We start from the raw sequence: 13,720 nt of genomic DNA on the forward strand, positions 1-13,720 counted from the left end.
TCATGGCCAGCACCTGGCGCGGCGTCGCCCCGGCCAGGCGCAGGGCGGCGAGCCGGAGGTCGCGGCGGGCCAGGCCGAGGCGGGCGGCGGCTCCGCAGAGCACGAGCAGCGGCACGACGAGGAGCACGGCAGCGACGAGCGCCAGGGAGGAGTACTGCGCGGCCTGCCCGTCGGTCGCGCCGGTGCCCTCGAAGCCGGTGACCGGCGCGGGCCCGGCGTAGGCGTCGGGGCGCCGCTGGTCGTGCCAGGCGGGGGCGGTCATCACGGCGTCGCCGGGTGCGTGGCCGACCACGGCGACGAGCTCGTCGGGGTGGGCCAGCGCCCCGCGGCCCAGCTCGACGGCCCCACGCGCTGCGCCCGTCCCGAACCGCGCCGCGAGCTCGGGGCGGGCGGCGACGAGGTCGGCCAGCGCCGGGGACACGGCGGTCTGCCCCGGGGCGGGGAAGGTCGCCAGGCCGGGCGGGGCCGGCGGCGCACCGGTGCCCGTGGCGGCGAGGTCGACCACGACGAGCGGCCGCCCGTCGACGGCGGTGGTGGTCGTGCGCTGGAGGGCCGTGGCCCCCTGCTCCACCGCCAGGGGCGCGCGCCACTGCACGCGCTCGGCGCGGGCCTCGAACCCGGACCAGGCGCCGGCGACGAGCACGAGGAGCGCGGTGGCGACGGCGAACCCGGCGGCCGCCAGGGCGGTGGTGGCCGAGCCCCGGCGTCCACCGGCGCGCAGCAGCCGCCAGGAGAGAGCGAGCGCGCTCACCGGGCGAGCGCCGGGGCGTCGACGCGCCCGTCGCGAACGAGGACGGTGCGGTCGCACCAGGCGGCGATGGCGGGGTCGTGGGTGACGAGCACGAGCGCGGCGCCGGCGCTGCGGGTGGCTCCGCGCAGCACGTCCATCACCTCGGCGCCGGTGGTCGAGTCCAGCGCGCCGGTCGGCTCGTCGGCGAAGACCACCGACGCACCGGTCACCAGCGCCCGGGCGATCGCGACCCGCTGCGCCTGCCCCCCGGACAGCTCGCCGGGACGGCGTCCGCCCAGCCCGCGCAGGCCGAGCGGCTCCAGCCAGGCGCGGGCGGTGGCGACGGCCTCGCGCCGGTCAGCGCCGGCGAGCAGCAGCGGCAGCGCGACGTTCTCCTCGGCGGGCAGCTCGGCGAGGAGCTGGCCGGACTGGAAGACGAAGCCGTAGCGGCTGCGCCGCAGCTCGCTCCGGCGGGCCTCGCTCCAGTCCTGCACCGCGACGCCGTCCAGGAGCACCCGGCCGGCGTCGGGGCGGACGATGCCGGCCAGGCAGTGCAGCAGGGAGGTCTTGCCCGAGCCGGAGGGGCCCATCACGGCGACGGCCTCGCCAGCCGCCACGGCCAGGTCCGCGCCGTCGAGGGCGCGGGTGCGGCCGTAGCGCTTGGTCAGCCCCTCGCCGGCGAGGACCGGGGGCGGGGCGGGGGTCGGGATGGGTGCCATGGCACCACCGTCGGCCGGGACGGGGCCGGCGGGCATCGACCGAGCGGCCACCTCCGCGGCCGCTGCCTCGGCCGTTCGGCCAGGGCTCGCTCAGGCCGCCCGGCTGGGGACGACGACCACGGGCACCGCGGCCCGGTGCAGCACGGCGTGGCTGACCGACCCGAGGAGGAAGGACTCCAGCGCCCCGTGGCCGCGCGTGCCCACGACGAGCAGCCTCGCCCCGTCGGAGGCCTCGAGCAGCGCCGCCGCCGGGCTCGACCCGCGCAGCAGCCGCTGCTCGACCTCCAGGCCCGGGGCGGCGTGGCGGACGACGTCGACGGCGTCGGAGAGCAGCTGGCGCCCGACCCGGGCCAGCTGCTCGCGCCCCGCGGACAGCGCGGGCTCGGCGTACACCGCGGGTCGCCCGGCGAGCGGGCGGCACGCGTGCACCACCGTCAGCGGCTCGCCCTGCAGCGCCGCCTCCGCCGCGGCCACCTCCAGCGCGGCCCGGGAGGCGGTCGACCCGTCGACGCCCACGACGACGCCGCGGGCCCCGGCCGGCTCAGGGCGGCGCGCCACGACGACGGGGCAGGGCGCGTGGGCGGCGACCGAGAGGCTGGTCGAGCCGAGCAGCAGCCCCGCGAGGTCGCCGCGCCCGCGCGAGCCCACGACGAGCAGCGACTGCGGCCCCACCTCGTCCAGCAGCGCCCGCCGCGGTGCGTCGTCGGCCAGCCGCCCGCTCACCTCCACGTCGGGCGCGAGCGCACGGACGGCGTCCTCGGCCTCGGCCAGCGCCTCGCGGGCCGCGCGCTCGACCGCCCGCACGAGCTCGCCCTCCAGCGCGGCGTCGTCGCCGGTGAAGGTCGGGTAGCGCATCGCGTGCACCACCCGCACCGGCCAGCCGCGGCGCTGCGCGCAGCGAGCCCCCCACGCCAGCGCGCACCGCGACGCCTCGCCCCCGTCGGCTCCGATGACCACGGTGCGACCGGCCCTGGGCCGGGTCCTGTCCATGACGGCGCTCCTGCGGCCCGGGAGGAGACCGCCCCGGCGCCGGGCCAGGCGCCGCAGCGGCGCGGTGCCCCTCCATGGTCCTCCCGCGCCCACCGCGTGAGAAGCCCCCGCGGCCGTCAGCCGAGGCCGTGGCGGCGGGCCCAGACCTCCAGCGGCTCGGCCTCCGGGCGCGGCCCGGTGGGGCGGGGCAGCAGCGGCCCGGCGGGCGGGGTCGGCGACGAGGACCTCGTCTCGGCCTCGCGCACGAGCATCTCGACGAGGTCCGCGACCAGCTTCTCGGTCTCGGTGTCCACGGGACCACCGTGGACGCCGGGCGGGGGCCGCGTCCACCGCAGCCGCACCCAATCAGGGGACGCCGTCCGCCCGCCGCGCCGATACCGTCCACGGCGTGAGCACGAGCGGCGGTGAGGGCGAGCGGCAGCAGCCGCCCCCGGCGACGTCCAGCCGCGCCCGCGACCTCAGCCGGGCCCGCAGGCCGCGCCCGAAGGCGCCGGAGACGGGACGCCGCCACCACATCGGCGACGCCCCCGCCGTGATGAGCGTGCTGCGCCCGGACGGCAGCGTGGGCACGACGCGCACGTCACCGGTCCAGCTCGCCGACCGCAACGACGCCCAGCTCGCGCGCCTCGGCGAGGAGCTGGCGCGCGACATGGCCCGGGCCGCGGCGGCGATGGCGTTCGAGGAGGCCGCCCACCTGCGCGACGAGGTCGCCGCGGTCCGCGCCGAGCAGGAGCGCCGTCTCACAGGGCGAGACGGCACGTCCACCACCTGACACGTTGCGGTTGACACCCGGGCCGCTGCTCGGGTTCACTGGCGCCGACCATCCAGAGCGGCCGAGAGACCTGGCTCAGCGACGCCGCAGCAACCACCCCTCGGGGAAGGTGCTACCGCCAGGACCGATGGAGGAACACCGTGCTCCGCTGCGTCGTCATCCGGCTCACCCGCCGCGCCCACGTCGATCTGCACCGCACCGCCAGCGGCCTCTGCCCGCGCTGAGGGCCCCACCCTCCCCTCCCACGGCCTCCGCCGTGGTCGACCCAGCGCGCCCCGTCCAGGAGCAGACCGTGAGCACCACCGTGAGCAACCCCGTGACCCACCCCGTCACCCACCCCCCGACCGGCAGCCCGACCAGCACCGCCGTCGACGCGCCCCGCCCCGGGTCCGCCGTCGGCGTGGCGCTGCGCGGGGTCACCCGCGCCTTCGGCCAGCACGTCGTCCTGGCCGACGTCGACCTCGACGTCGCGCCGGGCGAGATCGTCGCCCTGCTCGGCCCCTCGGGCTGCGGCAAGTCGACGCTGCTGCGCGCCGTCGCGGGCCTCGACGCCCCCACCGCCGGCCAGGTGCTGCTCGACGGCTCGGCCGTGGCCGGCCTCGACGGCCGCTGCGCGGTCGCCTTCCAGGAGCCGCGGCTGCTGCCCTGGCGCTCGCTGTCCGGCAACGTCGCCCTGGGGCTTCCCCGCGGCACGGCGAAGCCCGCCGGTCGCCAGCGCGTGGCCGAGCTGCTCGACCAGGTGGGCCTGTCGGCGTTCGCCGGGCACCGCCCGCGCAGCGTGTCCGGCGGCATGGCCCAGCGGGCCGCGCTGGCCCGCGCCCTGGCCCGCCGCCCCGGCGTCCTCGTCCTGGACGAGCCGTTCGCCGCGCTCGACGCCCTGACCCGGCTGCGCATGCAGGACCTCCTCCTCGAGCTCCTGGCCGCGACGCCGACCACGGTGCTGCTCGTCACCCACGACGTCGACGAGGCCCTGCACCTGGCCGACCGGGTCGTCGTCCTGGGCCCCGACCCCGCGGCGCCGGGCGCCGGCGCCGGGGTCCGGTCGGTCACCACCGTGCCGGTCGCGCGCCCCCGCGACCGGGGCGACGCGCGCCTGGCCGAGCTCCGCGCCGACCTGCTCGAGCAGCTCGGCGTCGCCCGCAGCTGAGGCCCGCCGGCCTCCTGCTCCCCGCAGCTCCCGGCGCGCCCGCGGCGCGCCGTCCCCGACCCCTGCCCCACCCCAGCCGAAGGACCGCCCGATGAAGCTCCGCCCCGCCGCCCTCGCCCTCCCCCTGGCCGTCCTCCTCCTGTCCAGCTGCGTCGCGGGCGAGGACGCCTCCGGCGACGCCCCGGCCTCCGGCGGGGGCGACGACGCCGCCGCGACCGCCTCGGCGGACACCCTCGACATCGACTTCGCCACGTACAACCCGCTGAGCCTCGTCATCAAGGACCAGGGCTGGCTGGAGGCCGAGCTCCAGCCGCTGGGCGTGACGGTCAACTGGGTGCAGTCGGCCGGCAGCAACAAGGCCAACGAGTTCCTGCGCAACGGCAACATCGACGTCGGCTCCACGGCCGGCTCGGCGGCGCTGCTGGCCCGCTCCAACGGCTCCCCGATCCAGACCATCGACATCTACAGCCAGCCGAACTGGTCGGCGGTCGTCGTGCGCGGCGACTCCGACATCGACAGCGTCGAGGACCTGCGCGGGAAGTCGATCGCCGCCACCACCGGCACCGACCCCTACTTCTTCCTCCTCCAGGCGCTGGAGACCGGCGGCCTGACCCCGCAGGACGTGACCCTGCAGAACCTCCAGCACGCCGACGGGCGCACCGCGCTGGACTCCGGGCAGGTCGACGCCTGGTCCGGGCTCGACCCGATCATGGCGGCGGCCGAGGCCGAGAGCGGCGACAAGATCATCTACTCGAACATCGACTTCAACAGCTACGGCTTCCTCAACGCCACCGAGGACTTCCTCGAGACCTCCCCCGACCTCGCCCAGACCGTGGTCAACGCCTACGAGCGCGCTCGCGCGTGGGTGCAGGAGAACCCGGAGGAGACCGTGCGGATCCTCTCCGAGGTCGCCGGCATCGCTCCGGAGGTCGCCACGAGCGTGATCGAGCGGACCAACTTCGACGTCGACCCGGCGCCGGGCGACGACCAGCGCGAGGTGCTGGAGAAGATCGGCCCGGTGTTCGTCGCCAACGGCGACGTGCTGGACCAGGGCGCGGTCGACGACGCCCTGGAGGGCCTCTTCGAGCCGCAGTTCGCCGAGGACGCCGACCCCGACGCCATCGACGCTCCCGCCGCCGGCTGATGAGCGCCTCCTCCACGACGTCGCTGACCACCGCGGGCTCCGCTCCCGCGGTGGTCAGCGGTGCGCCCGACCGCCGCGGCCCCCGCTGGGGCCGCGCGGCCCTCGGCGCGCTCGTCCCGCTCCTGCTCATCGCCCTGTGGCAGGCGCTGGTCTCCGCCGAGGTCTTCACCCGCATCCAGCTGCCGCCGCCGCTGACCGTCCTGCGGGCCGGCGCCGACCTGTGGGAGCGCGGGATCCTCGGCCAGTACGTCGCGATCTCGGTGCAGCGCGTGGTGCTCGGCTTCCTCATCGGCAGCGCGCTGGGCCTGGCGCTGGGGGCGGTCGTCGGGCTCTCCCGGGTCACCGACGCCCTGCTCGGGCCCACGATCGGCGGCCTGCGCGCGGTGCCCTCGCTGGCGTGGGTGCCGCTGCTGGGCCTGTGGGTCGGCATCGGCGAGGACGCCAAGGTCGTGCTCGTCGCGATCGGCGCGTTCTTCCCCGTCTACACGACGGTCGCCTCGGCGCTGCGCCACGTCGACCGCCACCTCGTCGAGGCCGGCCGGGCGTACGGCCTGCGCGGCGTGCGACTGCTCACCGGCGTCCAGCTGCCCGCGGTCGTGCCCGCCGTCGTCGCCGGCCTGCGCCTGGCGCTGGCCCAGGCCTGGCTCTTCCTCGTCGCCGCCGAGCTGCTCGGAGCGTCGATGGGGCTGGGGTTCCTGCTCAGCGACAGCTCCAACAACGGCCGCACGGACCGCATCTTCTTCGCGATCATCGCCCTGGCCGTGCTCGGCAAGCTCAGCGACGCCCTGGTCGGCGTCTTCGAGCGCTGGGCGCTCAGGCGCTGGGCGTGACCCCCCGGCTGAGCGCCACGCGCGCCGGGGGCGTGGAACGCCCCGATCAGGGGTACACCCCCCGGAGCAGGCGCGCGGAGCCGGGGGACGCCGACGTCGAGCACCTGTGAGGTCACCAGACGACGGAGTCTGACCCACCTGGAGGTTGCCGTGGCCCCATCCCCAGCTGCCGCTCGTCCCCTGGACGAGCTCGGCGCCCGGACGGTGCGCAAGGTCCGCAACAAGATCATGCCGCTCGTGGTCCTGCTGTACTTCATCGCCTACCTCGACCGGAACAACGTCGGCTTCGCCAAGCTCGACATGAGCGAGGACATCGGGCTGAGCGAGGCGGCCTACGGCCTCGGCGCGGGCATGTTCTTCATCGGCTACGCCATCTTCGAGGTGCCCAGCAACGGCGCCATGCACCGCTTCGGGGCCCGCAAGTGGATCGCCCGGATCCTCATCACCTGGGGCATCTTCGCCACCGCGATGGCGCTGGTGCAGGGCCCGACGTCCTTCAGCGTCCTGCGCTTCCTCCTCGGCGCCGCCGAGGCCGGGTTCTTCCCGGCGATCGTGCTCTACCTGACCTACTGGTTCCCCGCCGCGCAGCGCGTCGCCGTGCTCGGCCTGTTCATCCTCGCCCAGCCGATCTCCAACGCCCTGGGCGCGCCGATCTCCGGCCTCCTGCTGGAGATGGACGGCGTCGCGGGCCTGGCCGGGTGGCAGTGGCTCTACATCATCGAGGGCATCCCCGCGATCATCCTCGGCTGCGTCACGCCCTTCGTCATGACCGACCGCCCGCGCGACGCGAAGTGGCTCGCGCCGGAGGAGCGCGAGTGGCTCGTCAAGGCCATGGACGACGAGGACCGGCTCAAGAAGGCCGGCGGGGAGCACTCCTTCATGGCGGGGCTGAAGGACAAGCGCGCCCTGTCCTTCGCCGCCCTGTACTTCGGCCTCGTCTTCGGCATCTACGGCCTGGGCCTGTGGATGCCCACGATCGTCAACGACATGGGCGACTTCTCCTACCTGCAGGTGGGCGCGATCGTCTTCGTCCCCTACGCCATCGCCGCGCTGTGGACGGCCTACTGGACCCGCCACTCCGACCGCACCCGCGACCGCGCGGGCCACGCCTCCTTCAGCATGGCCCTGGCCGCGGTGGGCCTGGTCGCCTCCGGCTACCTCCTCGACGTCAACGCCGTCCTGGCGCTGGCCGCCCTCACCGTGGCCGCCATGGGCATCTACTCCGCCATCGCCCCCTTCCTGGAGATGCCGGCGTCCGTGCTGGCCGGCGCCGCGGCGGCGTCCGGCATCGCGCTCGTCAACTCCCTGGGCAACCTCGGCGGCTTCGTGGCGCCCTACGCCGTCGGGGCGCTCAACGAGAGCACCGGGAGCTCGCGCGCCGGGCTGCTCCTGCTGGCCGCGGCGCTGGCCATCACCGCCGTCGCCACCTTCCTGTACGCGAGGGCGACCGGCGCCGGGCGCCCCCCGGAGGACCGCGAGGACCTCGTCCAGCGCGCCGCCCACGTCCCTGGCTCCTGACGACCGACCGGAGAGGCACCCATGAGCACTCCCACCTCGCAGGCGTTCCCCGCCGAGCGCACCGCCGTCGTCACCGGCGCAGCCTCCACCCGCGGGATCGGCCGCGCGCTGGCCGACCTGCTGGCCTCCCGGGGCTGGTCGGTCGCGATCCTCGACCTGGACGCCGGGGCCTCCCAGGAGGCGGCCGCCGACATCGCCCAGCGCCACGGCGTCCAGGCCGTCGGGGTGGCCGCCGACGTCTCCGACGCCGCCTCGGTGGACGCCGCGATCACCGAGGTCGAGAGCCGGCTGCCCCCCGTGGTGGCCCTGGCGAACGTCGCCGGGATCAGCTCCCCCACGCCGTTCCTCGACGTGACCCCGGACGAGTGGGACCGCGTCTTCGCGGTCAACACCCGCGGCACCTACCTCGTCAGCCAGCGCGTGCTGCGCGGGATGGTCGACCGGGGCCTCGGGCGGATCGTCAGCGTCTCCTCGATCTCCGCCCAGCGCGGCGGGGGGACTTACTCCAAGGTCGCCTACAGCGCCTCCAAGGCCGCGGTCATCGGCTTCACCCGCGCGCTGGCCCGCGAGGTGGGCGAGCACGGCGTCACGGTCAACTGCGTGGCACCGGGGCCCATCGACACCGACATCATGGGCGGCACGCTCACCGAGGAGCGCAAGGCGGAGATGGCGGCGGACGTCATGGTCCGCCGGGTCGGCAGCGTCGGCGAGGTCGCGGCGCTCATGGCCTTCCTGCTCGGGGAGGACGCCGGCTACATCACCGCGGCGACCTACGACATCAACGGCGGGCTGCAGGTCTCGTGACGGCCGACGTCCTGAGCGCCCTGCCGCCGCCGCTGGTCCTGCCGGACGCGCGCGAGCGCATCCGGCGCGCCCGGGCCACCACCGGGCGACGGACCGCGGTCCTGGACGACGACCCCACCGGCTCCCAGGCCGTCCACGACGTCTCCGTCGTGACCGTCCTGGACGCCGGGGAGTACGCGGCGGGCCTGCGCGAGCCGGGGGCGACGTGCTTCGTCCTGACGAACACGCGCAGCCTGCCGGAGGCCGAGGCGGTCGAGCTCACCGGCCGGGCCGGCCGCGAGCTGCTGGAGCTCGGCCGCCGGCTCGGCGCTCCGGTCGACGTGGTCAGCCGCAGCGACTCCACCCTGCGCGGGCACGTCATCGCGGAGGTGCAGGCGCTGGACGAGGCCCGCCGCGCCGTGCTGGGCAGCGGCTACGACGGCGTCCTGCTCGTGCCCGCGTACCTCGAGGCGGGCCGCCTGACCGCAGGCGACGTCCACTGGGCGCGCGTGCAGGGCGAGCTGGTGCCCGTCGGCGAGACCGAGTTCGCCCGCGACGCGACCTTCGGGTACGCCGCCTCGGACCTGCGCGCGTTCGTGGCCGAGCGCAGCCGCGCCGGCGGGGGCGCCCTGCGGGCCGAGGACGTCGTCAGCATCGGCCTGGACGACGTCCGCCTCGGCGGGCCGGAGCGGGTCGCCGAGATCCTCTCCGGGGTCACCGGCGGGCGGTTCGTCGTCGTCAACGCCACCGAGTACTCCGACCTCGAGGTCGTGGTCCTCGGCCTGCTGGAGGCCGAGGCGGCCGGGCGCTCCTTCCTGCACCGCACCGGTCCGTCCTTCGTGCGCGCGCTGGCCGGGATCGAGCCGCAGGAGCCGCTGTCGGCGGAGCAGGTCTGGAGCGGGCGGGCGGCGCGGGCCGGCTCCGCCCACGGCCTCGTCGTGGTCGGCTCGCACGTCGGGCTGAGCAGCCGGCAGGTGGAGGGCGCGCGGGCGCGCGGCGGCTTCACCGAGGTCGAGCTCGACGTGCGGCGCCTGGCCGACGCCGAGCAGCGCGACGCCCACGTCGCGGAGGCCACCGACCGCGTGGTCGCGGCCCTGGCGTCCACCGACGTGCTGCTGTACACCAGCCGCGCGCTGCTGCGGGGCGCCGACGCGGACGCCAGCCTGGCGATCGCCCGCGCCACCTCCGCCGCGGTCGTGCAGGTGGTCCGGGGCGCGCTGGCGGCCCGGCCCGCGTGGGTCGTCGGCAAGGGCGGCATCACCTCCCACGACGTCGCGGTGCGCGGGCTCGGCATCCGCCGCGCGACCGTCCTGGGGCAGCTCCTGCCGGGGCAGGTGTCGGTGTTCGAGCCGGTCGAGGCCGCGCCCGAGGTGGTGGGCACCCCCTACGTCGTCTTCGCCGGCAACGTGGGCGACGAGCAGACGCTGGCGCACGTCGTCGACGTGATGCGGGGCGGTCCCGGCGCGGTTTGACACGCTCGGACGCGCTCGGGTTCACTTCGATCCGACCATCCCGAGCGGCTGAGAGACCTGGCTCCGCGACGCCGCAGCAACCACCCCGCAGGGGCCGGTGCTACCGCCAGGACCGATGGAGGAACACCGCGCTCGCCGCGGCCGCTCCCCTCGCACGCCCTCCGAGGAGCCGACCGTTTCCACCGACCTGCCCACCGACCTGCCCACCGACCTGCCCAGCAGCGACCAGCCGCACCTGACCACCCTGCTCGACGAGCAGCGCCGCTTCCCCCCGCCGCCGGAGCTCGCCGCGAGCGCCAACCTCGGCGCGGAGGCCTACGCGAGGGCGGCCGCCGACCCGCTGGCCTTCTGGGCCGAGCAGGCCGGCCAGCTCACGTGGGACACCCCCTGGCACACGGTGCTCGACTGGCGGCCCGCCACGCCCGGCGCGGACGGCGAGCTCAGCGTCCCGGCCGCGCAGTGGTTCCTCGGCGGCCGGCTCAACGCGGCCGTCAACTGCCTCGACCGGCACGTGGACGCCGGCCGCGGGGGCAAGGTCGCCCTGCACTTCGAGGGCGAGCCCGGTGACCGGCGCACCTACACCTACGCGCAGCTGCTGGCGGAGGTCTCCCGCGCCGCCAACGCCCTGACCGACCTCGGGGTCGGGCCGGGCGACCGCGTGGTGATCTACATGCCGGTGATCCCCGAGACCCTCATCGCCACCCTCGCCGTCGCCCGGATCGGGGCCGTGCACTCGCTGGTCTTCGGCGGCTTCTCCGCCGAGGCGCTGCGGTTCCGGGTCGCCGACACGGGCGCCAAGGTCGTCGTGGCCACCGACGGGCAGTTCCGGCGCGGCCGCGCGGTCGGCGTCAAGGCCGCCGTGGACGAGGCGGTGGCCGGCCTGGACCACGTCGAGCACGTGCTCGTCGTCCGCCGCACCGGCGACGCGCTCGCCGAGCCCGCGCCGTGGACGCCGGGGCGCGACGTGTGGTGGCACGAGAGCGTGGCCGTCGCCGAGCCCGTCCACGAGCCGGAGGCGTTCGACGCCGAGCACCCGCTGTTCGTCATCTACACGTCGGGGTCCACCGGGCGGCCCAAGGGGCTGCTGCACACCACCGGCGGCTACCTCACGCACGCGCGCTACGCGCACTGGGCGCACTTCGACGCCAAGCCCGAGACCGACGTCCACTGGTGCACCGCCGACCTGGCCTGGGTCACCGCGCACACCTTCGCGATCTACGGCCCGCTGACCAACGGCATGACCCAGGTCATGTACGAGGGGACGCCGGACACCCCCCACCGCGGGCGCCACTTCGAGATCATCGAGCGGTACGGCGTGACGCTGTACTACACGGCGCCGACCCTGGTGCGGACCTTCATGACCTGGGGCGAGGACGTCCCGGCGGCTCACGACCTGTCCACGCTGCGGCTGCTCGGCAGCGTCGGGGAGTCGATCAACCCCGAGGCGTGGATGTGGTTCCACACGACCATCGGCGGCGGCCGGTGCCCCGTCGTCGACACCTGGTGGCAGTCCGAGACCGGGGCGACCGTCGTGGCGCCGCTGCCCGGGGTCACCACGCTCAAGCCCGGCAGCGCCACCCGCGCGCTGCCGGGCCTGGACGCCGCGGTCGTGGACGACACGGGCACCGAGGTCGGGCCCGGCGGGGGCGGCTACCTCGTCGTCCGGCAGCCCTGGCCGGGCATGGCCCGCACCGTGTGGGGCGACCCGGAGCGCTACCGCGACTCCTACTGGCGGCGCTTCGCCGCGCAGGGGTACTACACAGCCGGGGACGGCGCCCGCGTCGACCCCGACGGCGACATCTGGCTGCTGGGGCGGCTGGACGACGTCGTCAACGTCTCCGGCCACCGCCTGTCGACCACCGAGATCGAGTCCGCCCTCGTGGCCCACCCCGACGTCGCCGAGGCCGGCGTGGTCGGTGTCCCGGACGACCTCACCGGCCAGGCCGTCGCGGCCTTCGTCATCCCCACCCGCTCCGCGTCGCTGGACGGCGGCGGGCCGGCCCTGGCCGCTCTGGAGGCCGCGCTGCGCACGCAGGTCGCGACCGAGATCGGGCCGATCGCCAAGCCGCGGCACCTCGTGCTCGTGGCGGACCTCCCCAAGACCCGCTCCGGCAAGATCATGCGGCGCCTCCTCGGCGACCTGCTGGTCGGCCGCGAGCCCGGAGACACCACCTCGCTGCAGGACGAGAGCGCCCTGGACGCCGTCCGGGACGCCCTGCGCGAGCGACGCACCCGAGAGGCAGGATGAGCGCTGTGAGCGACGAGACGACGGGGACCCAGCACGCGGTGGACCCGGTCGAGCAGCCCCTGGCCGAGCAGCCCGGCAGCGAGCGCAGCTGGGGGTTCCGCACCCGCGCGCTGCACGCCGGCGGCACCCCCGACTCGGCCACCGGCGCCCGCGCCGTGCCGATCTACCAGTCCACGAGCTTCGTCTTCGAGAGCACCGACGACGCCGCGAACCTCTTCAGCCTGCAGAAGTACGGCAACATCTACAGCCGCCTGGCCAATCCGACGGTGGCCGCGTTCGAGGAGCGCATGGCCTCCCTGGAGGGCGGGATCGGCGCCGTCGCGACGGCGTCCGGGATGTCGGCGGAGTTCATCACCTTCGCGGCCCTGGCCGGCGCGGGCGACCACGTCGTGGCCGCGGCGCAGCTCTACGGCGGCACCACGACCCTGCTCGACGTGACGATGCGCCGCTTCGGGGTCGACACGACCTTCGTCGGCGGCTTCGAGCCCGAGGACTTCGCGGCGGCGATCCGCCCGGAGACCAAGTGCCTCTACACGGAGGTCATCGCCAACCCCACCGGGGAGATCGCCGACCTCGCCGGGCTGGCCGAGGTCGCCCACGCCCACGGCCTCCCGCTCGTGGTCGACGCGACCTGGAACACCCCGTACCTGGTGCGCCCGATCGAGCACGGCGCCGACATCGTCATCCACTCGGCCACGAAGTTCCTCGGCGGGCACGGGACGACGCTGGGCGGCGTGGTCGTGGAGTCCGGGCGCTTCGACTGGGGCAGCGGGCGCTTCCCGCAGATGACCGAGCCGGTGCCCTCCTACAACGGCATCCGGTGGTGGCAGAACTTCGGGGAGTACGGCTTCCTCACCAAGCTGCGCAGCGAGCAGCTGCGCGACACCGGCCCGACCCTGTCGGCGCAGTCGGCCTTCCAGCTGCTGCAGGGCGTCGAGACCCTCCCGCAGCGGATGGAGGAGCACGTGGCCAACGCGCGCACCGTCGCGCAGTGGCTGGACCGCGACCCCCGGGTCAGCTGGGTGAGCTGGGCCGGGCTGGAGGGCCACCCCCACCACGAGCGGGCGCAGAAGTACCTGCCCAAGGGCCCGGGCTCGGTGTTCTCCTTCGGCGTCGTGGGCGGACGCTCCGCGGGGCGCACGTTCATCGAGTCGGTGCAGCTGGCCAGCCACCTGGCCAACATCGGCGACACCCGCACGCTGGTCATCCACCCCGGCTCCACCACGCACCAGCAGCTCTCCGCCGAGCAGCTGCAGGTGGCGGGCGTCGGAGAGGACCTCATCCGGATCAGCGTCGGCCTCGAGGACGTCGAGGACATCCTCTGGGACCTCGACCAGGCCCTGACCGCCGCGACGAAGGACGCCTGA

General features: G+C 75.7%; 12 protein-coding genes, 1 pseudogene and 2 riboswitches. Of the genes and pseudogenes, 9 read left to right on the forward strand and 4 right to left on the reverse strand.

The features are described 5' to 3' along the window. The 4 genes and pseudogenes from AC5FZL_RS04510 to AC5FZL_RS04525 form a co-directional block, all read right to left on the reverse strand. Positions 1-751: pseudogene (locus tag AC5FZL_RS04510) on the reverse strand (hypothetical protein); the annotation flags it as partial. Further along, the gene (locus AC5FZL_RS04515; RefSeq protein ID WP_493617370.1) at positions 748-1,449 is read right to left on the reverse strand and encodes an ABC transporter ATP-binding protein; all 702 of its coding nucleotides are present in this window, start codon (positions 1,447-1,449) and stop codon (positions 748-750) included. The pseudogene AC5FZL_RS04510 and the gene AC5FZL_RS04515, both read right to left, overlap by 4 nt. A 90-nt stretch (positions 1,450-1,539) precedes the next feature. After that, positions 1,540-2,439 (reverse strand): universal stress protein, encoded by a 900-nt coding sequence (locus tag AC5FZL_RS04520; protein WP_493617371.1) that lies wholly within the window; start codon positions 2,437-2,439, stop codon positions 1,540-1,542. Positions 2,440-2,555: 116 nt separating this feature from the next. Then, complete coding sequence (locus tag AC5FZL_RS04525; protein WP_493617372.1) at positions 2,556-2,732, reverse strand: hypothetical protein; 177 nt, start codon at positions 2,730-2,732, stop codon at positions 2,556-2,558. A gap of 95 nt (positions 2,733-2,827) precedes the next feature. Between AC5FZL_RS04525 and AC5FZL_RS04530 the strand changes: the two genes are divergently transcribed. The 9 genes from AC5FZL_RS04530 (at position 2,828) to AC5FZL_RS04570 (ending at position 13,720) form a co-directional block, all read left to right on the forward strand. Then, the gene (locus AC5FZL_RS04530) at positions 2,828-3,211 is read left to right on the forward strand and encodes a UvrB/UvrC motif-containing protein (RefSeq protein ID WP_493617373.1); all 384 of its coding nucleotides are present in this window, start codon (positions 2,828-2,830) and stop codon (positions 3,209-3,211) included. Between the two features lie 45 nt (positions 3,212-3,256). Then, positions 3,257-3,345: riboswitch (SAM riboswitch) on the forward strand. A 158-nt stretch (positions 3,346-3,503) separates the two neighbouring features. Beyond that, positions 3,504-4,358: an ABC transporter ATP-binding protein gene (locus AC5FZL_RS04535; protein ID WP_493617374.1), complete on the forward strand. Its 855-nt coding sequence runs from the start codon at positions 3,504-3,506 to the stop codon at positions 4,356-4,358. Positions 4,359-4,449: 91 nt separating this feature from the next. After that, positions 4,450-5,502, forward strand: a complete 1,053-nt coding sequence (locus AC5FZL_RS04540; protein ID WP_493617375.1) for an aliphatic sulfonate ABC transporter substrate-binding protein — start codon at positions 4,450-4,452, stop codon at positions 5,500-5,502. Beyond that, positions 5,502-6,332, forward strand: coding sequence for an ABC transporter permease (locus tag AC5FZL_RS04545; RefSeq protein ID WP_493617376.1), 831 nt, complete (start codon positions 5,502-5,504; stop codon positions 6,330-6,332). Before AC5FZL_RS04540 ends, AC5FZL_RS04545 begins: the two co-directional genes overlap by 1 nt. Before the next feature lie 228 nt (positions 6,333-6,560). Continuing rightward, entirely contained in the window at positions 6,561-7,850 is a 1,290-nt protein-coding gene (locus tag AC5FZL_RS04550) for an MFS transporter (RefSeq protein ID WP_493617396.1), read from the forward strand. Between the two features lie 21 nt (positions 7,851-7,871). Beyond that, positions 7,872-8,654 carry an SDR family NAD(P)-dependent oxidoreductase gene (locus tag AC5FZL_RS04555; RefSeq protein WP_493617377.1) on the forward strand — a complete coding sequence of 261 codons (783 nt, stop codon included), beginning with the start codon at positions 7,872-7,874 and terminating at the stop codon, positions 8,652-8,654. After that, complete coding sequence (locus tag AC5FZL_RS04560) at positions 8,651-10,105, forward strand: four-carbon acid sugar kinase family protein (RefSeq protein ID WP_493617378.1); 1,455 nt, start codon at positions 8,651-8,653, stop codon at positions 10,103-10,105. Before AC5FZL_RS04555 ends, AC5FZL_RS04560 begins: the two co-directional genes overlap by 4 nt. Positions 10,106-10,137: 32 nt before the next feature. Continuing rightward, a riboswitch (SAM riboswitch) is annotated at positions 10,138-10,227 on the forward strand. Next, positions 10,221-12,353, forward strand: a complete 2,133-nt coding sequence (gene acs, locus AC5FZL_RS04565) for an acetate--CoA ligase (RefSeq protein WP_493617379.1) — start codon at positions 10,221-10,223, stop codon at positions 12,351-12,353. Its footprint overlaps the riboswitch before it by 7 nt. A 59-nt stretch (positions 12,354-12,412) precedes the next feature. After that, the gene (locus tag AC5FZL_RS04570) at positions 12,413-13,720 is read left to right on the forward strand and encodes an O-acetylhomoserine aminocarboxypropyltransferase/cysteine synthase family protein (protein WP_493617397.1); all 1,308 of its coding nucleotides are present in this window, start codon (positions 12,413-12,415) and stop codon (positions 13,718-13,720) included.

It is taken from the genome of Quadrisphaera sp. DVD1, assembly GCF_058932755.1.